General features: G+C 58.7%; 23 protein-coding genes and 1 pseudogene. 13 read left to right on the forward strand and 11 right to left on the reverse strand.

What is annotated here, in order from left to right:
* Positions 1-142 precede the first annotated feature (142 nt).
* Positions 143-256: pseudogene (locus TX24_RS32815) on the forward strand (BrnA antitoxin family protein); the annotation flags it as partial.
* A gap of 97 nt (positions 257-353) precedes the next feature.
* On the opposite strand, the gene TX24_RS18800 reads toward TX24_RS32815, so the two are convergent.
* Positions 354-671, reverse strand: a complete 318-nt coding sequence (locus TX24_RS18800; protein WP_057710860.1) for a DUF6966 domain-containing protein — start codon at positions 669-671, stop codon at positions 354-356.
* A gap of 611 nt (positions 672-1,282) precedes the next feature.
* Between TX24_RS18800 and TX24_RS18805 the strand changes: the two genes are divergently transcribed.
* Both TX24_RS18805 and TX24_RS31045 read left to right on the forward strand, forming a co-directional pair.
* Positions 1,283-1,648 carry a DUF6124 family protein gene (locus TX24_RS18805; protein ID WP_057710861.1) on the forward strand — a complete coding sequence of 122 codons (366 nt, stop codon included), beginning with the start codon at positions 1,283-1,285 and terminating at the stop codon, positions 1,646-1,648.
* Between the two features lie 146 nt (positions 1,649-1,794).
* Entirely contained in the window at positions 1,795-2,013 is a 219-nt protein-coding gene (locus TX24_RS31045; protein WP_080765584.1) for a hypothetical protein, read from the forward strand.
* A 182-nt stretch (positions 2,014-2,195) separates the two neighbouring features.
* Here the strand turns inward: TX24_RS31045 and TX24_RS18810 are convergent, their stop codons facing one another.
* A complete protein-coding gene (locus TX24_RS18810; RefSeq protein WP_014717589.1) occupies positions 2,196-3,383 on the reverse strand; it encodes an MFS transporter in 1,188 nt (395 codons plus the stop codon).
* 480 nt (positions 3,384-3,863) lie between these two features.
* On the opposite strand from TX24_RS18810, the gene mqo reads away from it, so the two are divergent.
* Positions 3,864-5,510: a malate dehydrogenase (quinone) gene (gene mqo, locus TX24_RS18815; protein WP_057710862.1), complete on the forward strand. Its 1,647-nt coding sequence runs from the start codon at positions 3,864-3,866 to the stop codon at positions 5,508-5,510.
* Positions 5,511-5,570: 60 nt separating this feature from the next.
* Here the strand turns inward: mqo and TX24_RS18820 are convergent, their stop codons facing one another.
* Positions 5,571-6,419 (reverse strand): LysR family transcriptional regulator, encoded by an 849-nt coding sequence (locus TX24_RS18820; protein WP_057710863.1) that lies wholly within the window; start codon positions 6,417-6,419, stop codon positions 5,571-5,573.
* A gap of 128 nt (positions 6,420-6,547) precedes the next feature.
* Between TX24_RS18820 and TX24_RS18825 the strand changes: the two genes are divergently transcribed.
* The 4 genes from TX24_RS18825 (at position 6,548) to TX24_RS18840 (ending at position 9,903) form a co-directional block, all read left to right on the forward strand.
* The gene (locus TX24_RS18825; protein ID WP_003189717.1) at positions 6,548-7,543 is read left to right on the forward strand and encodes a hypothetical protein; all 996 of its coding nucleotides are present in this window, start codon (positions 6,548-6,550) and stop codon (positions 7,541-7,543) included.
* Between the two features lie 14 nt (positions 7,544-7,557).
* The gene (locus TX24_RS18830) at positions 7,558-8,541 is read left to right on the forward strand and encodes a 2OG-Fe(II) oxygenase family protein (RefSeq protein WP_003189719.1); all 984 of its coding nucleotides are present in this window, start codon (positions 7,558-7,560) and stop codon (positions 8,539-8,541) included.
* Positions 8,538-9,443: a DMT family transporter gene (locus TX24_RS18835; protein ID WP_003189721.1), complete on the forward strand. Its 906-nt coding sequence runs from the start codon at positions 8,538-8,540 to the stop codon at positions 9,441-9,443. The genes TX24_RS18830 and TX24_RS18835 overlap by 4 nt, the downstream gene beginning before the upstream one ends.
* Positions 9,444-9,573: 130 nt before the next feature.
* Positions 9,574-9,903, forward strand: coding sequence for a YXWGXW repeat-containing protein (locus TX24_RS18840; protein ID WP_034135113.1), 330 nt, complete (start codon positions 9,574-9,576; stop codon positions 9,901-9,903).
* Between the two features lie 35 nt (positions 9,904-9,938).
* Here the strand turns inward: TX24_RS18840 and TX24_RS18845 are convergent, their stop codons facing one another.
* From TX24_RS18845 to TX24_RS18860, 4 genes are all read right to left on the reverse strand, one after another.
* Entirely contained in the window at positions 9,939-10,334 is a 396-nt protein-coding gene (locus TX24_RS18845) for a PIN domain-containing protein (RefSeq protein WP_057710864.1), read from the reverse strand.
* Entirely contained in the window at positions 10,331-10,588 is a 258-nt protein-coding gene (locus TX24_RS18850) for an AbrB/MazE/SpoVT family DNA-binding domain-containing protein (protein ID WP_003189727.1), read from the reverse strand. Before TX24_RS18850 ends, TX24_RS18845 begins: the two co-directional genes overlap by 4 nt.
* Positions 10,589-10,760: 172 nt before the next feature.
* Positions 10,761-12,134, reverse strand: coding sequence for a nucleotide 5'-monophosphate nucleosidase PpnN (gene ppnN, locus TX24_RS18855; protein ID WP_003189728.1), 1,374 nt, complete (start codon positions 12,132-12,134; stop codon positions 10,761-10,763).
* A 148-nt stretch (positions 12,135-12,282) separates the two neighbouring features.
* Positions 12,283-13,107 (reverse strand): aspartyl/asparaginyl beta-hydroxylase domain-containing protein, encoded by an 825-nt coding sequence (locus TX24_RS18860; protein ID WP_057710865.1) that lies wholly within the window; start codon positions 13,105-13,107, stop codon positions 12,283-12,285.
* 276 nt (positions 13,108-13,383) lie between these two features.
* On the opposite strand from TX24_RS18860, the gene fabV reads away from it, so the two are divergent.
* Positions 13,384-14,577 (forward strand): enoyl-ACP reductase FabV, encoded by a 1,194-nt coding sequence (gene fabV / locus TX24_RS18865; RefSeq protein ID WP_003189732.1) that lies wholly within the window; start codon positions 13,384-13,386, stop codon positions 14,575-14,577.
* 305 nt (positions 14,578-14,882) lie between these two features.
* Complete coding sequence (locus TX24_RS18870; protein ID WP_034135116.1) at positions 14,883-15,506, forward strand: HAD family hydrolase; 624 nt, start codon at positions 14,883-14,885, stop codon at positions 15,504-15,506.
* Here the strand turns inward: TX24_RS18870 and TX24_RS18875 are convergent.
* Complete coding sequence (locus TX24_RS18875; protein ID WP_003189735.1) at positions 15,503-16,408, reverse strand: LysR family transcriptional regulator; 906 nt, start codon at positions 16,406-16,408, stop codon at positions 15,503-15,505. The genes TX24_RS18870 and TX24_RS18875 overlap by 4 nt on opposite strands.
* A 102-nt stretch (positions 16,409-16,510) precedes the next feature.
* Here TX24_RS18875 and TX24_RS18880 point away from each other — a divergent pair, with 102 nt between their 5' ends.
* The gene (locus TX24_RS18880) at positions 16,511-17,680 is read left to right on the forward strand and encodes an aspartate aminotransferase family protein (RefSeq protein ID WP_003189736.1); all 1,170 of its coding nucleotides are present in this window, start codon (positions 16,511-16,513) and stop codon (positions 17,678-17,680) included.
* A 131-nt stretch (positions 17,681-17,811) separates the two neighbouring features.
* Here the strand turns inward: TX24_RS18880 and punR are convergent, their stop codons facing one another.
* The gene (gene punR / locus TX24_RS18885) at positions 17,812-18,726 is read right to left on the reverse strand and encodes a DNA-binding transcriptional activator PunR (RefSeq protein ID WP_057710866.1); all 915 of its coding nucleotides are present in this window, start codon (positions 18,724-18,726) and stop codon (positions 17,812-17,814) included.
* 122 nt (positions 18,727-18,848) lie between these two features.
* Between punR and punC the strand changes: the two genes are divergently transcribed.
* A complete protein-coding gene (gene punC, locus TX24_RS18890; RefSeq protein WP_034135118.1) occupies positions 18,849-20,033 on the forward strand; it encodes a purine nucleoside transporter PunC in 1,185 nt (394 codons plus the stop codon).
* A gap of 126 nt (positions 20,034-20,159) precedes the next feature.
* Here punC and TX24_RS18895 read toward each other — a convergent pair whose 3' ends face one another.
* Entirely contained in the window at positions 20,160-20,993 is an 834-nt protein-coding gene (locus TX24_RS18895; protein WP_057710867.1) for a hypothetical protein, read from the reverse strand.
* 157 nt (positions 20,994-21,150) lie between these two features.
* On the opposite strand from TX24_RS18895, the gene TX24_RS18900 reads away from it, so the two are divergent.
* Entirely contained in the window at positions 21,151-22,653 is a 1,503-nt protein-coding gene (locus tag TX24_RS18900) for a nucleobase:cation symporter-2 family protein (RefSeq protein WP_003189745.1), read from the forward strand.
* A gap of 114 nt (positions 22,654-22,767) precedes the next feature.
* Here the strand turns inward: TX24_RS18900 and TX24_RS18905 are convergent, their stop codons facing one another.
* Positions 22,768-23,700, reverse strand: coding sequence for a proline iminopeptidase-family hydrolase (locus TX24_RS18905; protein WP_034135120.1), 933 nt, complete (start codon positions 23,698-23,700; stop codon positions 22,768-22,770).
* Between the last annotated feature and the right edge of the window lie 87 nt (positions 23,701-23,787).

The following is a 23,787-nucleotide window of genomic DNA, read 5'->3' on the forward strand; positions in this document are numbered from 1 at the left end:
AATGGCCGGCTGAGGACTTTTCTAAGGCCAAACCAGCGAGCGAGGTGCTTGTGGGATTGTTTGGTAAAGCTCAGGCGAAGGAAATGCTCAAGCCCAAGCGGGGCAATCGGCAGTAACCAAAGAGCACTTCAAAGTTCGTTTTGACGCTGACGTGCTGGAGCGATTCTGCGCTTTCGGGCTAGGCTGGCAAAACGCGAATGAATGCCGCTTGGCCGATTGGCTCAAGACGCCCACGCCAGATGAGCTGAAGGCCTAAGGCAATAAGCCACGGATTTGGCTTATTGCTGTCTCGTGATTAGCTTTTTTCAGCGATAGCATCAATAAATCTGTCCCTTTTTTGTTTAGGTGCCTGATCAAGTTTGAGACCGTGTTATTGCGTTGGCGAGCTGTTCGGCGTTGTTGCGCAATTCAATGAATTTTTCGTTTAGCTCGACATGACCTGGATTCCAAGAAAGGACGCCATCGACATAGCTTTGACCAAGAATGAGATCATTTAATGAGCCCATTCCGCCATAGGCTGATAGTAGATAGTCAATCCCAGAGTAATCAGAATCCAGCAATAGTGCCCTTGCCTTACGCATCCAAAAGCTCCAGTGGGTGTCTCCATCGCTTTCGAGCACGATTGCAAGCTGATCAAGAATGCAGATCAACTCTTCAGTTTTCGGTCCCATTTCTCGACATCGTCCAAAGTGAAACGCGGCATGGGCGGGATGATCCGCTGTTGAGTGTTTCTCGCCGCTAGCAACATAAGCTACTGTTTCGCCATTAGAGTGTCCACGAGCTGTTTTCGGCCGTTATCTGCCTGATGCCGAAGGCGGATAGTCAGGGCGGAGGTATGGATCGAAAGGAGTCCAGTGGTACATAAGTGGTACGAGCTAAAGCTGGGTTAACTGTAGGCCTTTGTTTTAAAGGCTCTTTGGTTTAGTAGTTCCAATCCATCATCGGTGTAACGGATAAAGCAATCTCCTGGAACAGGTCCAAACTTCTAGGAAATATCCCACGCTTTTCTCAGCTTGCCCCTCGGACCTCCCCTAGCTAACCTCCTCAAGCCGCTGGCAATCCAGCGGCCGGATGTGGAAGTCCGACCAAGCTGAAGGCGCTCAAACGCCCATAAACACCTACCGGCGTTTTTTTACGTCTGTATGATTGCTTATGGCGGCTGTGCGCGGGGCACTTCGGTGCGCCGGGTCCTTTAGCCCTGGTCTTCCACACCTGCGTACAGCTGCCACCCCTCATGTGGAAGTGAGATAGGCAGTTCCTTAAACGCTAAAGGAGCTTCGCCATGTACAAGGTCACACCTAATCCGCCTTATGCTTCAAACGCTGCATCTTCTGATCCCAAGCTTCAAGCCGCAGCCCAGCGAGCAATCCATCATCACTTGCCCCCATCCGACGACGCTGCACCCGCCGAAAGCCCAAGCGACAACCTATTCCTCGTAAACCCAACTATCGACCCTGAAACCCTCCTGGCCAACGCCGCCGAAAACCTCGCAGCCGCCAACGAAATGGCCGCCACCTTGGCATTCGATCTCGACGACTCCCAGCGCGCCATCGCCCTGGGCATTCAGCAGTTAATCGAGTTGAGCTCGCTGCTCGTTGACCGAGCCCAGGAACAAGTTGCGCCTCTAACCGCTCCAGTCAAAGCCTGACAACCAACCCCGCCGCCTTACCCAAGGCGGCAACCTGAACTCATGCTGTCCCCCAGCAAAGTTTCATAATTCCCTGCGCCGTTGAGGTCTACGATCCCCTACTGAGAGAGGACCCCAGCGCCTCCAGCCCACAGGGAGTTGAAACCATGATCTCGAACCTCGTCAAAGTTGTGATGATCACCGGCACGTTGCTGTTGAGTGCTTGTTCATCTTCGCCAGCCGTGAGCAGTGACCCGTGCTTTTCAGGTGGATGCCAGGCATTTGGGGACCATAGCCCCAGCAAAGGAGCGAAGATGAATTTTGGTGGCAGTGGGCTGGGGAGTAGTTATGGGGAGTATGGTTCGGGGCTGTTGCATGATGATTGATGGGGGGCAAGCACTAATGCCTGCCAGTTAAGCGTCATCGCCTTCTGTAGGAGCGAGCTTGCTCGCGAAAAACGTCAACGATAACGCGGGCTTCCTGAAGAAACGCGGCGTCTGTAAGTTTTTCGCGAGCAAGCTCGCTCCTACAACTGGAAGCCCCACCTACAGTTTGATCCAGTAGGGCGTTAGTGGCCGCCTTTCATTCGCCGGGCGATCAGGTAGAGACCCAGGCCCACCAGCGCTGTTGCGGCGCCGATGTAGCCGGTGCTGGTCCAGCCGAGGCCGGCAGTGATGGCCATACCACCAAACCACGGCCCCAGCGCATTCGCCAGGTTGAACGCCGCATGGTTCGACGCTGCCGCCAGGCTCGGCGCTTCGTGGGCGATGTCCATCAGGCGAATCTGCAACGGTGCTGCCAGCGCAACCATAGTGCCCACCAACCCCATGCTCAGCAGCACCCCCCACAGCGACGAGGCGGCGAAGGGGAAGAACAGCAGCACGGCCATCGACCATACCAATATCAAACCCACCGCCCGAAACTGCATGCGATCAAACAGCTTGCCACCGGCAATGTTGCCGATGATGCCGCCCACGCCAAAGGCGGCGAGGCCGAAGGGGATCCATTGCGGCGAGACTTTGGTCACTTCCAGCATGGTCGGCGCCAGGTAGCTGAATACGCAGAACATCCCGGCAAAGCCAATCGCGCCGATGGACAGGGCCATCCATACCTGGGGTTTGGTGAAGGCGCGCAGTTCTTTGCGTGGGTCGCTGCGTTGTTCGTCGTGGCGGTGGGGCACGAATTGCCAGACCAGGGCGATGGTGAGCAGGGCGATCACGCTGACCAGGGCGAACGCCGAGCGCCAGCCCAGGTGTTGGCCGAGGAAGGTGGCGATGGGGTTGCCCAGCAGCATGGCCAGGGTGAGGCCCATCATCACGCGGGCTACGGCGCCGGCGCGTTTGTCGGTGGGCACCATGCTGGAAGCGACCACGGCGGCGATACCGAAGTAGGCGCCGTGGGGCAGGCCGCTGATAAAGCGGAAGGCCACCAGCGAGCCGAAGGTAGGGGTGAAGGCGGTGGCGAAGTTGCCCAGGGCGTACAGGCCCATCAGCAACAGCAGCATGTGTTTGCGCAGCAGCTTGGCGCCGAGGATGGCCAGCAGTGGGGCGCCGACCATCACGCCCAGGGCGTAGGCGCTGATGGCGTGGCCGACTTGAGGTTCGCTCAAGCCCAGGTTCTGGGCGATGTCGGGCATCAGGCCCATGATGGCGAATTCGCCGGTGCCGATCGCGAAGGCGCCTACGGCCATGGCCGCTTCCATTTTCGCGGCGCTGCGCGCGGGCAGTACGTGCCCGGGTGTTTGCTGGATAGTCATGGTTACTCTGTGTGAAAGGTGTGCACGAAGGACGGTCGCCGATGCTACGCAAGCCGCGACGAAGGTGTCTAGAACCGCCATTTTCGGCAGAGTTCCACGCCTGTGACCGCAGGTCGCGGCTGCCAGGCTTGACAGGGGCGCATTAAAAGCCGCGATTTAGGCCTGTCAATTGGCCAAACGGCGCATAAACGCTGTTTAGCGTGATATTCTGCGCGCCGTCTTGGTCTAGTCTTTCTCTGGTGCGTACACCCGTATACGTCCCAGCGGTTGGCTGTTGCCCAGGTAGCTGAGCCAATAATGATAAGAAGTCAGCGCAGAAGGGACATAACAGTGAGGTCGATCCATCGGCCTTGTGTGCCCACCCTGCAGCCTTTATGTGACTGTGCAGACCCCGCGGTACGTTGCCTGACGTAGCGTGAACGAGGGTTACTCATGACCAGGGGCGGTAGGGCGGATGGCGTTTTATCATAGGTGCTACTGATGTTTAAAAAAGTAAACACTGCCCTGCTGGGGCTGGCTTTGTCGATGGGGATCACGTCCGTTCACGCGGAAGAGGCAAAGAAAGTCGATGTGCTGCTGATCGGCGGCGGCATCATGAGTGCGACCCTGGGTGTCTGGCTCAATGAGCTGGAACCGGACTGGTCGATGGAGATGGTCGAGCGTCTCGATGGCGTGGCCGAAGAAAGCTCCAACGGCTGGAACAACGCCGGTACCGGTCACTCGGCCCTGGCTGAGCTGAACTACACCCCGGAAGACAAGAACGGCAACGTTGAGATCCCTAAAGCGGTCGAGATCAACGAAGCGTTCCAGATCTCCCGTCAGTTCTGGTCCTGGCAGGTTCAGCAGGGCGTGTTGAAGAACCCGCGTTCGTTCATCAACTCCACTCCGCACATGAGTTTTGTGTGGGGCGATGACAACATCAAGTTCCTGAAAAAACGCTACGAAGCCCTGAAGGCCAGCCCGCTGTTCGCTGGCATGCAGTACTCCGAAGACCCGGCGCAGATCGCCAAGTGGGTTCCGCTGATGATGGAAGGGCGTGACCCCAACCAGAAAATCGCGGCCACCTGGAGCCCGATCGGCACCGACGTGAACTTCGGCGAGATCACCCGCCAGTTCGTCGCTCACCTGCAAACCACGCCGAAGTTTGACTTGAAACTGTCGAGCGAAGTGCAGGACATCACCAAGAACGCCGACGGTTCGTGGCGCGTGAGCTACAAAAACCTCAAAGACGGCACCAAGACTGAAACCGACGCCAAGTTCGTGTTCATCGGCGCCGGCGGCGGTGCCCTGCACTTGCTGCAGAAGTCGGGCATTCCTGAAGGCAAGGAATACGCAGGCTTCCCGGTCGGTGGTTCGTTCCTGGTGACCGAGAACCCGACCATCGCCGAGCAGCACCTGGCCAAGGCCTACGGCAAGGCTTCGGTAGGTTCGCCTCCGATGTCGGTTCCGCACCTGGACACCCGTGTGCTGGATGGCAAGCGCGTGATTCTGTTTGGCCCATTCGCGACCTTCTCGACCAAGTTCCTGAAGGAAGGCTCGTACCTGGACCTGCTGACCAGCACCACCACCCACAACATCTGGCCAATGACCAAAGTTGGTATTCGTGAATACCCACTGGTCGAGTACCTCGCCGGCCAACTGATGCTGTCCGATGACGACCGCTTCAAGGCACTGCAAGAGTACTTCCCGAACGCCAAGCAGTCCGACTGGCGCCTGTGGCAAGCCGGCCAGCGTGTGCAGATCATCAAACGTGACGAAGAGCAAGGCGGCGTGCTGAAGCTGGGTACCGAAGTGGTCAGCTCTGCCGACAACACCATCGCAGGCCTGTTGGGTGCATCGCCAGGCGCGTCCACCGCGGCTCCGATCATGCTGACCGTGTTGCAAAAGGTGTTCAAGGACAAAGTAGCCAGCCCGGCCTGGCAGGAAAAACTGCACCAGATCGTGCCAAGCTACGGCACCAAGCTGAACGACAGCCCTGAGGCTGTTGCCAAGGAATGGGCCTACACTGCCGGTGTGCTGCAACTGACCCCGCCACCTGCGATCCCGCAGCTGGCTGCTCCAAAGGCTACCGAGGCTGCCAAGCCTACGGCTGAGCCAAGCAAGCCGGTTTCTGACTTGGCGCTGTAAGCAACATCTACGAAAAAGCCCGCTGAACCGGTGACGGTCAGCGGGCTTTTTTGTGTGTATTCAGAGGGTGAACCCCTTTTTGAGTTGTTCATGCAGATGAAGCGCCAAATGGTTTGCGCTATCGGACAACAAGTAGATGTGGTGGCGCGGCAATTCAGGTAGACGAACGCCGGGGATATTTTGAGTCAACCCAACGGTTATTCGACTTTCTTCAATCAGGCCAACGGCCAATCCGCAGAACACTGCGGCTTCTACCGCAGTAGAACTGGCACTTTCCAGCAGGACTCGATAGTAGGCGCCATGCTCTTTCAACGCCCGTATCGCCGAGGCTCGATAGGGGCAGCCGGTTAATTGCACTGCGATAGGTAGCGGCGCCTGTTCTGGTGTTTTGAATTGGTCGGAAACAACCCATACAGGCTGTATCGAACCCAACTGTTCTCCCTGCTCCAAGGGCTGAGCACTGACGATCAATGCCAAATCAATCTGTTCCCGGCTGAACATGGTGAACAGTTCGCCACTGGATCTGGCTTCTATTTCCAACTCAAGCAAGGGATTGTCAGCGATAAGCTGCGGCAGGAAATCGCGCATGAAAGCCGGCGCATAAGAATCGGGAAGCCCCAGGCGAATCCTTCCTTGCATGCGCTGGGAGGTTAAGGAGGCCAGTAAGCGGTCGTGGCTCTTGAGAAAGTCAGTGGTTTCGCTGAGTAGTTTCTTGCCATACATCGTCAGCTCAACACCTTGGTTACTCCGGCTGAACAGGCGTTGGCCGACTAAGTCTTCCAGCTTTTGAATCTGCGTCGTAACGGTCGAAGCGCTCCGATGCACATGGCTCGCTGCTTCATTGAAGCGACGGAAGCGGGCGACCGCATGGAAGGTTCGCAGCAGATCGATATTGAGTTGCTTGCTCATGATTCCTCTTTTGAGGATTAGTGGTGCGGGTTATTCAAATATACAAAATCATGCATGCTGATTAGGCTTTGGGTCAAACAGGTTCGTATGTGCTTTCGCGCCTGACAATAAGAAAAAGGAGCCCATATATGGATATCAATGAGTTGGTAGCGTCATCGCTGAAAAACAACCACGGATATGACGCCCAGATCTGGACGATTGAAAATGCCGAAAAGTACGCATCGACATCTACCGATCTCAAGGATCGAGATCGACAGGTCAGTGAAGAAATCCTTGGTTTGATGACCTCGTTGAATTTGGAGGGTGTGAACCGAGTTGACCTCTGTGCGGCACCCTGCGGCAATGGAGCATTAAGTGAGATTTTACGCGCCGTGGCGGATGATTTGGTCGGTCTGGTAGGTCAAGACCGTTTGCATTACGTCGAATTGGGGCCAGAGCCGATCAAGACGTCCGTGCTGCTTCAGCATCTGCTTGAGAACGGGGTGGAAGCTGCACATTACACGGCGGTTGATATCAACCGGGCCTCACATGACGTAATGCGTCGAGCGGTGGAACCACTGCTGGCAGCGCCTGAGAACTTTCGTTACTTGGCCACCGATTTCCGCGCGTTGTGCCGGGACGATATTGAATGTGGGCAAGACGTGACATTAGTCACGATGCTGGGGTTTCAGGAGGGAAATGAACTGCCCGAAACGATCGGCCAAATCATTCGCAGAATAGGTGGGACACGGACCTATGTCTTGTCAGAAATGCAGCTGTCCATCCCGGATGATGATGCGCATATTCATCGCTTTTATCGGCATCACTGCATGACTCGCTTTTCTGAGCTGGTGGGTTTGAAGCTCGGTTTTGACAAGGTCGGCAGCAATCATGAAGTCGTCGTTTCAGACATTGAAGTCGATGATGACTGGTATCGCGTAGCGGCAACCTTGCTTCCTGTTCTCAGCGGTAAAGATGAAGGTTATTTGTTGACCAATGTGTGCTTGAAGTACACCCGCGAGCAATTTAGCCGCGTGCGTCAGGATTACGGTGGATGTCGCGTCATTGGTGAGTATTGCAGCGGTGACGGCAGCGTTCTCTACCAGTTATCGGAGTACCGAATGGATCACGGTATAGCCAATTGAGAGAGGAAGTCACGATGAAACAGCAAAGTGAGCTACCCGTATTCGCACAAGGGGCTGCACGCCTGAAGTCAGCCCTGCAAGCATCACTGGTTCCCGCATCCCGATGTAAGCATCCCGGGGCCCTGCTCGACACGTTGCAACACTGGAGTGACAGTTATTTGCGCAGTGATGGCCCATGCCTCACAGGTCATCGCAGCTTAGCGAACCTGGGGTACATGAGGTCGCCACTAGTAATTGCCCAGCCCGAGCAGCTGACGGCAGTGGCTCAGGTCTCGGGGCTGTTCAATGAGCAGGGCATCGCCGAGTTGAGGCGAGCGTGTTATCAGCTGGAGGCGGGGTCCAGCACCAGCGACTGGATTATCTCTAACCGTACCCGTGCGGCAACGCGGTCATCGACGCTTATCCGGGAGATGATGGACAGTCGGGCGTTCCTGCTGGCGGTGTCAAAAATTGCAGGTGTGCCGCTGGTTCCGCACCCTTTCTTGCGCGCCCGTTCCCAGGTCAATTACTTCTACCCGCCCCAGGCTCAGCACGATAGGGCACAGATCGGTATGTGGCATACCGATGGAACCAGCTTTGTGCTGAACATAGTGCTGTCTGAGCCCAGCGAGTACGAAGGTGGAGAGTTCGTTTATTTTGAGGGCCCTGTGGAGCGCTTTGATGTCGCAAGCCTCAATGACAACGTGCGAAGCTGTGGTGTGAAAGCCAGTGGCGATGCGGTGTATATCTACGGCAGTCGAGTGTTTCATGGCGTGCGCCCACTCACTCAAGGCCGGCGCATGTCGTTGGTGTTGTCGTTTCACTGTCCTTACAGTCAGGCGGATGTAAATAAGTTCTGGCACTTGGCATCTGACGATGGCGTGCTGCGTACCATCAGGCCTTGGTTCCAGCTCAAGTGTGACCTGATACGACCCGCCAGCGAGCAATATCGGCGTTTGGGGATTGACCCCATCACGTTTGGCGAACTCGTGCCGTTGCAATTGCAGGGGGCACGATGACGGCTCGTATTGGCTACACGCGTTTGTTACTGCTGCAGGTCGTCTTTGTCCTGTCTTGGAGTTCCGGCTTTATAGGTGCCAAGTTAGGCGCGCAGAGTGCTGGAGCCTTCAACCTTTTGTTCTGGCGTTTTTTGTTGGTTTCGTTATGCCTGGCGCTGTTTTTGAACAGACGGTTGCTGAGGGTTTCCTGGCAGCAGATCCGTCATCACGCGGTTGTCGGGTTCCTGTCGCAGTTCCTGTATTTGAGTTGCCTCTACGTGGCGATCCAGAACGGTCTACCGCCCGGGATCGCGGCGATCATTGCGGCGTTGCAGCCGTTGATGACCGCGGCATTGTCGACGGGCATGGCGTCCGAGCGCAGTGGCGGCTGGCAGTGGTTGGGGTTGATGATCGGCTTTGTCGGTGTGTCGATTGTGATTGCCGGGCAGTATGGCGGTGGCGGGCAGGGTGTCGGGCTGGTCATGTATCTCTTGCCTCTGGTGTCGGCACTTGGGCTGACACTGGCGACTTTGTACGAGCGTCGCTCGGTGCAGGCCCAGGACAGCGGGTTGGTATTGCCGCTGTTTATCCAGTCGCTGTTGACCTTGATAGGTTTTACCGCGGCCGTGATCTACACCGACACCCTGAGTATTCCCCATGACACCAACGTACTGATCTCGATTGTGTGGCTGACGGTGTTCTCCACCTTCCTCGCCTATTTGAGCCTGTGGATGCTGCTGCGGGTGATGACTGCCACCCATGTGGCGGCGCTGGTGTACCTGGAGCCGCCGGTGACTCTGGTGTGGGCCGCGTTGATGTTTGGTGATGTGATCCACGCATCGACCTACGCGGGCATTGCTGTAGTCGTGGCGGGGTTGGTGCTGGTGCGCCTGAAGCGACCGACTGTCGCCTGTACTTCCTGAGGCTGTTAGGTTCAGCAACCCGACAGACACCGCCTGTTAAAAAGTACCCAGGGCCAAGCAGGAGCGTGGCTGAAACAAGGGGGGATTTTTACCAGTGCAGGTGTTGGGCGTTCGCGCCCGAGGGTTTTGTATGTTGCTACGTTATGCAGCATTGGCCGCCATGGTGGTCGCGGCTTCCGGGTGTGTACAAGAGCGTGTGGTGCATGAACGCAGGCCGGTGCAACGTGAGTATGTTGATGTGGTGGCGCCGCAACCGCCGCCGGTGCAGGTGATAGAAGTCGAACCGGCGGTACGCGAGGGTTATATCTGGTCACGCGGTTACTGGCGTTGGGAAGGCGGGCGTTATGTAGCAGTGCACGGCCATTGGGAGCCGGTGCGCCAGGGCTATCGTTATGTACACCCGCACTGGGTGCAGCGTAATGATGGCTACCACTGGCAGATCGGCGGCTGGGTTCGCTGACCAAACCTCCTCACCCTTTCCTCTGTAGGAGCGAGCTAGCCGAGCCGTTTCATCCCCGCTGCCTTGGCCGCGTTCAGATCAAAGGTGGCGGTGTACTCGCACCCCGCCGCGTGGCCACAGCGTTCAACCAGGCAGTCGGCAAAGTCGGCTTTGCCTGCGCTGAACTTGCGCAATGCCTGCCAGATGATATCGGCGTGCTCGACGGTCAGCTCCCGCGTGTGCAACAAGGTTTCCAGCACCATTACCACGTCGCCTTTGGCCGACTGGTAACAGGACTGCAACACCCACACCAACTCCGTAAGCGTCACCAGGCTGACAAAGCCTGGCGAGGCGGCGGAGAGCGATTCGATCAGTTGGGACGCCTTGGCTGATTGAACCGGGTCGTCCTGGGTCAGATAACGCACCAGCACGTTGGTATCCAGGCCGATCATCCAGCGGTTGCTCCCTGGGCCGCGATGGCGCGGTTCATGTCTTCGATAGACACGGCATGGGCAGGCTTGCGGATCAAACCCTTGAGGTCCTTGACGGTTTTGCTCGCGGCAATCATGGAAAACGTGCCGTCTTCCATTTCGACGAACTCCACCCGGTCGCCTGTTTCCAGGCCCAGGGCCGTTCTGACCTGCACAGGGATGGTAATTTGCCCTTTTGAAGTGAGTGTGGCGGTGGCCATAGTGAAGATCTCCATCGTGATATTCCTTACCTTAGGGTAAGGAATGACAGAGGACAATGTCCGTTGGTCCATAGATCGCTCGCTGAGGTGAATGAGTCGGAATAGTAAAACCCTAGTCCGAACTCTCGAGCCTCACACGCCGGGCCATGCCCCAAACGGATACAAACTATGACTGACCGCCGCGGGCTTATTGCACCACGCGATAGCACGGCACATAGGCCGCGCCGCCTGGCAACTTCATGCGGTGCTGGGCCACGAATGCCTTCAACAGCTCATCCAGCGGTTTCATGATGGCCGGGTCACCGTGAATCTCATACGGGCCGTTTTCTTCGATCAGGCGAATGCCCTTGTCCTTGACGTTACCCGCCACGATCCCGGAGAACGCCCGGCGCAGGTTGGCCGCCAGTTCATGGGCCGGCAGCGCGTGGTTGAGTTGCAGGCTGGCCATGTTTTCGTGGGTGGGGTCGAATGGGCGCTGGAAGCCTTCGTCGATCTTCAGCAGCCAGTTGAAGTGGAACGCGTCGTTACGCTCGCGGCGGAACTGCTTCACCGCCTTGAGGCCGGTGGTCATCTGGCGGGCCACTTCGGCCGGGTCGTCGATGATGATCTGGTAATGCTTCTGTGCCGCTTCGCCCAGCGTGGCACCGACAAACGCGTGCAATTGTTCCAGGTAAGGCGCGGCATGTTTGGGCCCGGTAAGCACCACCGGGAACGGCACGTCGCGGTTGTCCGGGTGCATGAGGATGCCCAGCAGGTACAGGAACTCCTCGGCCGTACCGGCGCCGCCGGGGAAGATGATGATGCCGTGGCCGACACGCACGAAGGCTTCCAGGCGTTTTTCGATGTCCGGCAAAATCACCAGCTCGTTGACGATGGGATTCGGCGCTTCGGCGGCGATGATGCCTGGCTCGGTCAAGCCCAGGTAACGGCCATTGGTGATGCGTTGCTTGGCGTGGGAAATGGTCGCGCCCTTCATCGGGCCTTTCATTACGCCGGGGCCGCAGCCGGTGCACACGTCGAGGCTGCGCAGGCCCAGTTCGTGCCCGACTTTCTTGGTGTATTTGTATTCTTCGGTGTTGATCGAATGGCCGCCCCAGCACACCACGATCTTCGGCTCCACACCCGGACGCAGCGTACGGGCGTTGCGCAGCAGGTGGAACACGTAGTCGGTGATGCCTTGGGAGTTGCTCAGGTCGATACGCTGGCTGTCCAGCTCGTTCTCGGTGTAGACGATGTCGCGCAGGGCGCTGAACAGCATTTCGCGGGTGCTGGCGATCATTTCGCCATCGACGAAGGCATCGGCGGGGGCGTTGAGCAGTTCCAGGCGTACGCCGCGGTCTTGCTGGTGAATACGCACTTCAAAGTCTTTGTAGGCGTCGAGGATGGTCTTGGCGTTGTCGATATGCGCGCCGGTATTGAGAATCGCCAGGGCGCATTGGCGGAACAGGGTGTAGATGCTGCCGGTACCGGCTTCGCTCAGTTGCTGCACTTCACGTTGGGACAGGGTTTCGAGGCTGCCCTTGGGGCTGACGGAGGCATTGATGACTTGACGTTGGGGCATTCTGATTCCTTGAAAGCATAGCCACCGCGCCCGCTTGGGGGCGATGGCTTGAGAATGGTGAGCGCCAATTAAGGTCGCACGAGACGGTTATTTACCTCAGGCGCAAGGCCCAGCGCAAATGCCGTCCAACACCATCATGCCGCAGAACTTACTGAATCAGCTTCCAGTTTTTGTAGAAAACCCGACGCAGGGTAAAGACCAGGCCGGCAAACCCTGCGATCACGGCGTTGAGCACCGAGGGCAGCAGGGTCGGGCGCACAATATCAATGAACAGGCAGTAGCGTTTGGCGTCGTTTTTGTTGAAGGAGGCGTGCATCAGCGTGTCATCGAAGATAAACAGCGGGTCGTCGTGCCAGTAGTGCTTGTGCTTGCCCACCTGGATATACACGCCCTCATGGTGCGGTGCCGGCGCCATGTTGTAGAGCACACGGAACATCATGCGCAGGGGGCCGAAGTGGAACGACGTCGAGCGGTTCTCGTTGAACACCGAGACACCGATGGTTTTCACGAACGGCAGTTTCTTGCGCAGTTGCGGGATATCCAGGGTGGTTTCGATCGGGCGACCGTACCACTGGAAGAACAGCATGCCGCGTTTCTTCTCGGCCATGCGCTCGTCCAGGTAGCTGATGATTTCATCCTTGCGAGCCATTGCGTCGTCGATCACCTTTTGCAGGTCTTCGCGCCAGGCCGGTGGCAGGTCGTTCATGGTGTAGACATGTCGGTTGCGGCTGCTGAGCAAGTCGAGCAGGGTGTTGAACGGTGCCAGCACCCAGGTATTACGGCCGTTGCCGATAAAATACTTCTTGATGGTGTCGCGGTCGTACAGGCCGTTACGCAGGAAGTCATAAACGCCGCAGCACACCACCAACAGCAGAAACACCAGGCAACTGCGCGGGAAACAATAGATCAACAGCAGAACGCCGAGCACCCACGCCAGGGATACCAGCTTTTTGCCGACAGCATTTTTGCTCATGAAACGAGGCTCCAAAGCCGAAACATATTGAAACAATATCGTCATCATAGGGGTTTATGAGGCTCGCAGGCGTTTTTAAATAGGGTGAAATTGTGAAGCCGCTGCACAATTTGTAACCGTTGCCGTGCAGGCTCCGACGTTTTGTGGATTGAATTTTGAGAACAGAAGATTTGCGACTATCGTGACGCTTCGGTTTTTCAGGCGTCATAGACCGGTACGATTGAAGTTGAATGGCCACTATTGGCCTTCGGCACCTTGGAAGAGGCAGAAATTTTTATGATCATCAAACCGCGGGTTCGTGGCTTTATCTGTGTGACCGCTCACCCTGTTGGCTGTGAAGCGAACGTCAAAGAGCAGATCGACTACGTAACCAAAAACGGCGTCATCGAAGGCGGCCCTAAAAAGGTGCTGGTCCTCGGTGCCTCCACCGGCTACGGCCTGGCCGCGCGCATCAGTGCTGCGTTTGGCTGCGGCGCCGACACCCTGGGCGTGTTTTTTGAGAAAGAAGGCGAAGAAGGCAAGCTGAGCTCCGCCGGCTGGTACAACAGCGCGGCGTTCGAGAAGTTTGCCGTGGAAAAAGGCCTGTACGCCAAGAGCATCAACGGCGACGCGTTCTCCGACGAGATCAAGCGCCTGACCATCGAGACCATCAAGAAAGACCTGGGCAAGATCGACCTGGTGGTCTACAGCCTGGCCGCGCCACGCCGTACCGACCCGCAAGGCGTGGTGCACAACTCCACCCTCAAGCCAATCGGCAAGGCCGTGACCCTGCGCGGTATCAACACTGACAAGGGCGTAGTGGTAGACACCACCCTTGAGCCTGCAACCCAGGAAGAAATCGACGGCACCGTGAAGGTCATGGGCGGCGAAGACTGGCAGCTGTGGATCGACGCCCTGCGTGACGCCGACGTACTGGCCGAAGGCGCCAAGACCACCGCGTTCACCTACCTCGGTGAGAAGCTGACCCAGGACATCTACTGGAACGGCTCCATTGGCGAAGCCAAGAAAGACCTGGACAAGAAAGTTTTGACCCTGCGCGAAAACCTCGCTGCGCTCAAGGGCGACGCCCGCGTGTCGGTGCTCAAGGCGGTGGTCACCCAGGCCAGCTCGGCCATCCCGATCATGCCGCTGTACCTGTCGCTGCTGTTCAAGGTGATGAAAGAGCAGGGCACTCACGAGGGCTGCATCGAGCAGGTCTACGGCCTGTTCAAGGACAGCCTGTACGGCAGTCAGCCGAAACTCGACGCCGATGGCCGCCTGCGTGCCGACCTGGCCGAGTTGGAGCCGAAGGTCCAGGACGCCGTGGCCGCGCTGTGGAATCAGGTGACCGACGACAACGTCAACGAGATCAGCGATTTTGCCGGTTACAAGGCTGAGTTCCTGCGCTTGTTCGGCTTTGAAGTCGACGGCGTGGATTACGACGCGGATGTGAACCCGACCGTCAAAATCAACGGCCTGATCCAGGCTTAAAACGCGGCCAATAAGGTGGGAACTGGCTTGCCCTGATGTCAGTCAGTTAACGCAAATCCCTTGTGGGAGCGGGCTTGCCCGCGAAGGCGGTGTGTCAGTCGCAGCATCTGAGGCTGTACGACCGCTTTCGCAGGCAAGCCAGCTCCCACATTTGATCTTCATTGCTTTGAGCATTGCGTTCGCTTAATGAGGCCATGCCTTCTCCCACCTGTCTTTTCAGACACTTCTTACGCCCCGGCGCGCGCCTCCCTCTTGTAGATCTGTCAGACTCCAGCTGCTATCAAGCCACGCTAACGGAGGATCTGATGACGATTCGTGCAGTAGTTTTTGATTTCGGCGGTGTCCTGTTCGACTGGAGCCCGCAGCACCTGTACCGCAAGCTGATCGCCGACGACGTCGAGCGCCAATGGTTCCTCGACACCATCTGTACCCAGGACTGGAACACCGAGCAAGATGCCGGTCGCTCCTTGGCTGAGGCCACCCGCACCCTGATTACCCAATACCCCGAACACAAGGCCCTGATCCAGGCTTATTACGAGCGCTGGCCAGAAATGCTGCGTGCCGAATTACCCGAGGGTGTGGCGATTCTCGAGGCCTTGCACCAAGTTGAGATGCCGCTGTTCGGGCTCACCAACTGGTCGGCAGAAACCTTCCCTTATGCCCGGGCCAACTACCCGTTCCTGCAGCGTTTTCGCAACATCGTCGTGTCCGGCGAATTGAAACTGATCAAGCCTGACCCGGCGATCTACCACGCCAGCCTGAGTCAAGTGCGTGAACACTTGCCAGACATCCAGGCCAGTGAAGTGGTGTTTATCGACGACGTCGCCGGCAATATCGAGGCCGCCATCGCATTGGGCTGGCAGGGCATCCACCATGTGTCGGCTGAGCGCACCGCCACGCGCTTGCGTGAGTTGGGCGTGGCGTTCTAGCGCGCCCATTTCTCCATCACAAAGTCGACGAACGCCCGCAGCTTGGGCAGGCGGTAGCGGTCCTGGCGATACATCAGGTGCATCGGGCGGCTGGGTAGTTTATAGGTGGTCAGCAAGGCCACTAGCTTGCCGCTGTCCAGGTCCGGTTGCACCAGGGCATCGGCCAGCATGGTGATGCCCATGCCGTTGATGGCGGCCTGGCGCAAGCCTTGGGAGCTGTTGATGGTCAATGAGCCAGACACCGGCACCTGCACCTCACCTTCATCGCCCGTCATGCGCCACAGTTTGTCGGTGTCGCGCCAGTTGTCGTTGGCGGGGTAGGCGAATGCCAGGCAGTCATGCTGCTGCAGGTCGGCCGGGGTTTGCGGTGCGCCGCGTCGCGCCAGGTAGGCGGGGGAGGCGCAAAGGGTGAGGGTGTAGGCCTGCAAAGGCCTGGCGATCAGGCTGGAGCTTTCCAGTTCGCCGAGACGGATCGCCACGTCAAAACCGCTGTCGACCAGGTCCATGCGTTCATTGCTCATCACCACGTACAGGTCGATAAGGGGGTAGCGCTGGGCGAACTCACTCAAGGCCGGTACCAGGCGTTCGGTGCCGAACACCGGCGGCGCGGTGATGCGCAGGCTGCCTTTGGGGGTTTCGCTGTGGACCTGCTCGGCCAGTAGCTCGGAGTCGGCCACCAGCCCCAACACTTCCAGGCAGCGCTGATAATACTGACCGCCAAATTCGGTGAGGTTCTGCTTGCGCGTGGTGCGTTTGAGCAGGCTGACGCCAAGCCGTTGTTCCAGAGCCCGCAGATGGTTGCCCACCATGGTGGTCGAGATCCCGCATTCCTGCGCGGCGGCGGTCATGCTGCCGGTTTCGACGACTTTCACATACACCGACATTGCCTGGAACAGGTCCATTATCAAGCCCTGGTTTAAAGTTATTGCAGCGATTCTACGTTTATCCAGCAAGGGTGGTTAACCATACTGGATCCACCCCAACGATGCACTGGAGCCGCCACCATGACCGCCGCCTGCCTGATGAGCACTTATCAACCCCTGGCCCTGAGTTTCACCCGCGGCCTGGGCACGCGCCTGTGGGACCAACAGGGCCGCGAATACCTGGACGCCGTGGCCGGCGTGGCGGTGACCAATGTCGGCCATTCCCACCCAAGGTTAGTGGCCGCCATCAGCGAACAGGCCGGCTTGCTGCTGCACACCTCCAACCTCTACAGCATCGACTGGCAACAACAATTGGCCCGGCGCCTGGCCCAACTGTCCGGGCTGGACCGTGCGTTCTTCAACAATTCCGGCGCCGAAGCCAACGAGACGGCGCTGAAACTGGCGCGTTTGCACGGCTGGAAAAAAGGCATCGAACAGCCCTTGGTGGTGGTGATGGAGAACGCCTTTCACGGCCGCACGCTGGGCACCATGGCCGCCAGCGACGGGCCTTCGGTGCGCCTGGGGTTCCAGCGCCTGCCCGGCGATTTCATCAAGATTGGGTTTGGCGACATGGCGGCCCTGGAGGCGCTCACCGCACAGTTCGGCACGCGCATTGCGGCGGTGTTGCTGGAGCCGATCCAGGGTGAAAGTGGTGTGTTAGTGGCGCCGTCGGGCTACCTCAAAGCCCTGCGCGAGCACTGCACGCGCCACGGCTGGCTGATGATGCTTGACGAAATCCAGACCGGCATCGGGCGCACCGGCACCTGGTTTGCCTTCCAGCACGAAGGCATCGTGCCGGACGTGATCACCCTGGCCAAAGGCCTGGGCAATGGCGTACCCATCGGCGCCTGCCTGGCCCGCGCCGCCGTCGCGGAGCTGTTCACCCCAGGCAGCCATGGCAGCACCTTTGGCGGCAACCCGCTGGCGTGTCGCGTCGGGTGTACGGTGCTGGAGATTATCCAGGAGCAAGGCTTGCTCGAAAATGCCGCACGCCAGGGCGAACACTTGCTGGCGCGCTTGCGCATGGAGTTGGAGGAGCATCCGCAAGTGCGGGCGATTCGTGGCAAGGGCTTGATGATCGGCATTGAGCTGGCCAGCCCTTACCGCGACCTGGCCCAACGGGCGGCGCAGGAGCATGGGCTGTTGATCAATGTCACGCGGGGCAAGATTATTCGCCTGTTGCCGCCGCTGACGTTGGAGCGCAAGGAAGTGGAGATGATCGTACGGGCCATCACCCGCCTACTGGACTGAAAAAGTGCGGAAGGGGGCGATGCTCGTTCCCACGCTCTGCGTGGTAACGCCTCCTGTGACGCTCTGCGTCACGCCTTAAGAGCGGACGCGGAGCGTCCAGGGCAGCATTCCCACGCGGAGCGTGGGAACGATCAGAGGGAGGGGCCATTGAGCCATTCCTGGTTCATGGTCTCCGTATCGCCCAGGTACTCCAGCAACCACGCCATGGCCGGCGACAGCTTGTTCTGCGCCCACGCCACACACGACGGGCTGGCCGGAAATGGCCGGCTCAATTGCAGCGCCACCAACTCCCCGCGCTCGATCGATGGCAATACCTGATGGGCCGGTGCCATTCCTACACACAGGCCATCGCGCAGGCAATCCAGGGCCGACGCCCAGTTGGGCACCACCAGGCGGCGCTGGTTATCCAGGGTCCAGGTGTCGCGTTTGGGCAGGTTGCGCGAGGTGTCGGTCATGCACAGCGAGGCAAAGGGGCGCAGTTGGTCATCACTGAGCAAACCTTGCACCGCCGTCAGCGGGTGCCGGGCGCTGACCACGCACAGCCAGTTCAACAGGCCCATGTCACGGAAGCTGAAGTGGCTGGCCACCGGCACTGCGCTGGTGGCGCCGATCACGATGTCGGTGCGTTCATCCGCCAGCGCATCCCACACGCCGTTGTACACCTCGTATTCGAGCAGCAATTCCACTTCGGGAAACTGCCGATAAAAGTCGAGCACCAACTGCCGGCAGCGCTGGGGTTTGACGATGGAGTCCACGGCCACCTTCAACTGGCCGCTCCAGCCATTGGCCACCTGCTGGCACAGGCGTCGGGTGCCGAGCATTTTTTTCATCACGCCGCGGGCTTCGTCGATGAATAAACGCCCGGCGGGGGTCAGTTCCACGTCGCGATGCCGGCGCACAAACAACGGCACGGCCAACCATTCTTCGAGCTGACGCACGGTGTAGCTGATGGCCGACGGTACGCGGTGCAGTTCCTGGGCGGCGGCGCTGAAGCTGCCGTGACGGGCGACGGCGTCGACCACATCCAGGGAATATTCCGACCACATGGGCGCTGCCTTCAAAATTATTGATGAGAATGTCCAATTATTATCGCTTCACACAGATATTGTCAGCTTCATAATGGGCGCCAGTCAGCAAATAGTTTGATGGCAGTATCTACAAGGCTTCGATGAAAAATTCTTTTGGTTTTACCTGGTACCTGGCGGGGCTGAGCATGCTCGGTTATCTGGGCATGGACATGTACTTGCCGGCGTTTGGCGCCATGGGCGAGCAGTTGAATATCGGTGCTGGCGCGGTGGGCGCCAGCTTGAGTATTTTCCTTGCAGGCTTTGCAGTGGGGCAGTTGCTGTGGGGGCCGCTCTCGGACCGCCTGGGGCGCAAGCCCATCCTGCTCGCGGGCCTGAGCCTGTTTGTGCTCGGCTGCCTGGGCATGTTCTGGGTCGAAACCGCGCCGCAACTGTTGGCCCTGCGCTTTATGCAAGCGATTGGCGTGTGTGCCGCCGCCGTGAGCTGGCAGGCGCTGGTGATTGACCGCTACCCGGCCGACAAGGCCCACCGCGTCTTCGCCAGCATTATGCCGTTGATGTCGCTGTCTCCGGCCTTGGCACCGCTGTTGGGTGCCATGGTGCTGAATCACTTTGGCTGGCAGGCGATCTTCGGCGTGTTGCTGGTGGTGTCGTTGTTGCTGCTGGTGCCGACGTTGTTCCTGCGCAACATGCCCAAGCGTTCGGAGCACAAGGGCAGCCCGGTGCGCCTGGGGTATGGGCAATTGCTCACCTCACGGGTGTTTACCGGCAATGTGATGATCTTCGCCGCCTGTTCGGCCAGCTTTTTCGCTTGGCTGACCGCCTCGCCGTTCATTCTCGGTGGCATGGGCTACAGCCCGAATGACATCGGCCTCAGCTACGTATTGCCGACCCTGGCGTTTCTCGTCGGCGGCTACAGTTGCCGCAGCGCCTTGCAGCGCCTGTCGGGTAAAACCCTGTTGCCGTGGTTGCTGGTCGCCTATTGCTTGAGCATGGTGGCGTTGTACCTGGTGGCCACCTTGAGTGTGCCGACCCTGACCACCTTGTTGATCCCGTTCTGCCTGATGGCGCTGTGCAACGGCGCCAGCTACCCGATTGTGGTGGCAAATGCGCTGATGCCCTTTGCGGAAAATTCCGGCAAGGCGGCGGCTCTGCAAAATACCCTGCAGTTGGGCCTGTGCTTCCTGGCCAGCCTGTTGGTGTCGTCGATGATCGAGCAACCGCTGTTGATTACGGTGATTGTGATGCTGGCGACGGCGCCGTTGGCGGTATTGGGGTATTGGCTGGCACGGCCGAAGGGCAATTCTTCCGAACTGGCCAGCGCCTGAGCTGACAATGCGATCAAACTGTAGGAGCTGGCTTGCCTGCGATAGCAGTGTATCAGTGCCAGATGGGCTAACTGACAGACCGCTATCGCAGGCAAGCCAGCTCCCACATTTTTTGCGTATCTTCAGTTAGAACGTCACTTCCATGTTCAGCGTAGGCGTTGAGGTGCGGCTGCCGCGCCCACCGTCCACCCCGAACTTGTTATGCCAGTACTCATAGCCCACTCCTAAATACAGGTTCGGCTTGACGCTTTTACCCGGTCGCACCGCCACCATCAGCGCTGTACGCATCAGCGCTTCCGCTGCGGTATCGCGGCCATGGTAATCCTCGCCTTTCTCTCCGACGTAGTTAATGAACCCCTGAAATTTCGCTGCATGGTTGCCGACTTCGAATGGGCGCATCCACGTCAGGTTGAGCATGTAGGTCGCGTCGAACGTGTGGTTCGACTCTTGCGCGCCGGGGATGCCGGTGTGGTTCTTTTCCTTGTAGTACATCAGACTCAGGTCCAGCACGCCGACGGTGTTGAACTTCAACGTGGGGCCGATCACCAGCGCGCGCTTCTTGGCGGAAGCGAAGTTGTTGTTGCGGTTGGCATCGAAGCCCAGAGTCAGCGCGTAATCCTTGATCAGCCCCGTGCCCTGCGGCAGGTCGAACACACGTGAGGCATACAGTTGATGCCGGTACACGGCGTAAACCTCGCTGCCACCGTGGTCGGTGCCCTTGCGCGGGTCGCTGCTGTCGGACAGGAACACATCGAGGTTGAGGAAATTGCTGCCGTAACGGTAGCCGCTGGCGTGGGTAAAGCTGTAGATGCGCTTGCTGAAGTCGTCGGGGTTGTTGGGGTTGGTGAAGTGCTGCCCGTAGCGAAACCCGACGCTGTTGTTCATCCACTCCACCGCAACAGCCTCCCCGCCGCCGAGAAGGGTTAGTGCGACGGTGGCGCCCTGTAGTGCCTTTTTCATTCTTTTTGTCCTTTGGCGTTCTGGCTCGTGACGGCCGGATTGTTTTTGTAACGCCGTTGGAGGGTATCTTGTTCGATTGATTGTATACAACTCTATGGACATACAGTCTGAACATTGCATACAGTGAGCGCACAACAAAAACAGAGAACCCCTCACCATGACTATCCCGAAGGCGTCACCGCAGCGGCCCGAAGATGAAAATCTGGGCGTCGCCGCCAACATGGCTTACGGCCTGCAGCATGTGCTCACCATGTATGGCGGTATCGTCGCCGTGCCGTTGATCGTCGGCCAGGCAGCCGGGTTGTCGCCGGCGGATATCGGCTTGCTGATCGCTGCATCGCTGTTTGCCGGTGGCCTGGCCACGCTGCTGCAAACCCTGGGCCTGCCGTTTTTCGGCTGTCAGTTGCCGCTGGTGCAGGGCGTGTCGTTCGCGGGTGTGGCGACCATGGTGGCGATTGTCGGCAGCGACGGTGCCGGTGGTGTGCCAGCGATACTCGGGGCGGTGATGGCCGCATCCTTTATCGGTTTGTTGATCACCCCGGTGTTCTCAAGGATCACCAAGTTTTTTCCGCCGCTGGTAACGGGCATTGTGATTACCACCATCGGCCTGACCCTGATGCCCGTGGCGGCGCGCTGGGCCATGGGCGGCAACAGCCGGGCGGCGGATTTTGGCAGCATGTCCAACATCGGCCTGGCCGCGCTGACCCTGGTGCTGGTGCTGCTGCTGAGCAAGATCGGCAGCGCAACCATCTCGCGTCTGTCGATCCTGCTAGCCATGGTGATTGGCACGGTGATCGCGGTGCTGCTCGGCATGGCGGACTTCTCCGGTGTGATGCAGGGGCCGATGTTCGGCTTCCCTGCGCCGTTCCACTTCGGCATGCCCACCTTCCATGTGGCGGCGATCATTTCCATGTGCATCGTGGTGATGGTGACGCTGGTGGAGACTTCGGCGGATATCCTGGCGGTGGGTGAGATCATCGACACCAAGGTGGACTCCAAGCGCCTGGGCAACGGCCTGCGTGCTGACATGCTGTCGAGCATGTTCGCGCCGATCTTCGGCTCGTTTACCCAGAGCGCATTCGCCCAGAACGTCGGCTTGGTGGCGGTGACGGGGGTCAAGAGCCGGTTCGTGGTGGCCACTGGCGGGGTGTTCCTGGTGGTGCTCGGCCTGCTGCCGTTCATGGGGAGGGTGATCGCGGCGGTACCGACCTCTGTGTTGGGCGGCGCCGGGATTGTATTGTTCGGCACGGTGGCGGCCAGCGGGATTCGCACGCTGTCCAAGGTGGATTACCGCAACAACATGAACCTGATCATCGTTGCCACGTCCATCGGCTTCGGCATGATCCCCATCGCCGCGCCGAGCTTCTACGATCAGTTTCCAAGCTGGTTCGCGACCATCTTCCACTCGGGCATCAGCTCGTCGGCGATCATGGCGATTCTGCTGAACCTGGCGTTCAACCACTTCACCGCCGGCAACTCCGACCAGCAGTCAGTGTTCGTGGCGGGGACTGAGCGCAGCTTGTGCTTTCGCGACGTGGCTGCGTTGCGTGACGGTGATTACTACCGGGGTGGGAAGCTGTTTGATGCCGAGGGCAAGGAAATTCCCTTGGTAGCAGATACCTCAAAGAAAGCCGCAAAACCCGAAACCACTGAGGTTTAAACAGGTAGGAGCGAGCTTGCTCGCGAAAAACGTCAACGATGACGCGTGCTTCCTGAATAAACACGGCGTCGATGAGTTTTTCGCGAGCAAGCTCGCTCCTACAGAGGGCGGATTTCAGCCGGCCTTGAGGGCTTTGTGCGGCAACGAACACGCCTCATCCAGAAACTTCACCACTGTCCCCATGCACGCCTGGCGTTCTTCCACGTGGGGCATGTGGCTGGAGTCTTCAAACAGTGCCCAGCGCACGTCCGCTATCTCATCCAGGAACGGCTTGACCACCAACGGTGTGGCTTCGTCATGCCGGCCGGAAATCACCAGGGTTGGCACCTTGATGGCTGACAGGCGGCCGATCACGTTCCAGTCTTTCAAGCTGCCGATTACGTGGAATTCGGTCGGGCCGCTCATGGCGTGGTACACCGTCGGGTCGGCATCCACCTGGGCGAAGGTGCGCGCCACTTCTTCGGGCCACGGGTTGACCCGGCACACGTGCTGGTCATAGAAAATCCGTGAGGCCGCCAGGTATTCCGGGTCTTGGTAGGTGCCGGCCTGCTCGTGCTTGAGCAGGGTTTCATGCACGCCTTCAGGCAACAGCTTGCGCAGGCGGTTGGCTTCGCTGACCCAGGTGCGCATGCAGGTGGGGGAGTTGGCAGGGATAAACGCGCGCAGGCCCTTGGGTTGCAAGATCGCGTGTTCGCTGCCGAGCATGCCGCCCCAGGATTGCCCGAGGATCGCGTAGTTCTCGCTGATTTGCAGGTGGTCCAGCAGGTTGTTCAACTCGTCGAGGAACAGGCCGATGGTCCAGAACGACGCGTCTTTTTCCGGCAAGTGCGTGGAGCGGCCGTTGCCCAACTGGTCGTAGTGGATGACCGCATGGCCGCTGGCGGCGACGTCTTTGAAGGCGTCGACGTAATCGTGGGTGCAACCAGGGCCGCCATGGATGATCACCAAGGGCGTGCGGCCTGTGCTCAGGTCACCCGTGACGCGATACCAGGTCTGATAGGCGCCAAAGGGCGCGTAGCCTTCGCGAACTTTTTCGATGAATTCCATTTCGTACCCTGCTCTGAAAAAAAAGGATCAGGGTTACGATAGTCTGAACAAAAAGTTTAGGTAACTAGCAAAACAGATAGGTTTTTG

The sequence above is a fragment of the Pseudomonas lactis genome (assembly GCF_001439845.1).
GTDB classification, from domain to species: Bacteria; Pseudomonadota; Gammaproteobacteria; order Pseudomonadales; family Pseudomonadaceae; genus Aquipseudomonas; species Aquipseudomonas lactis.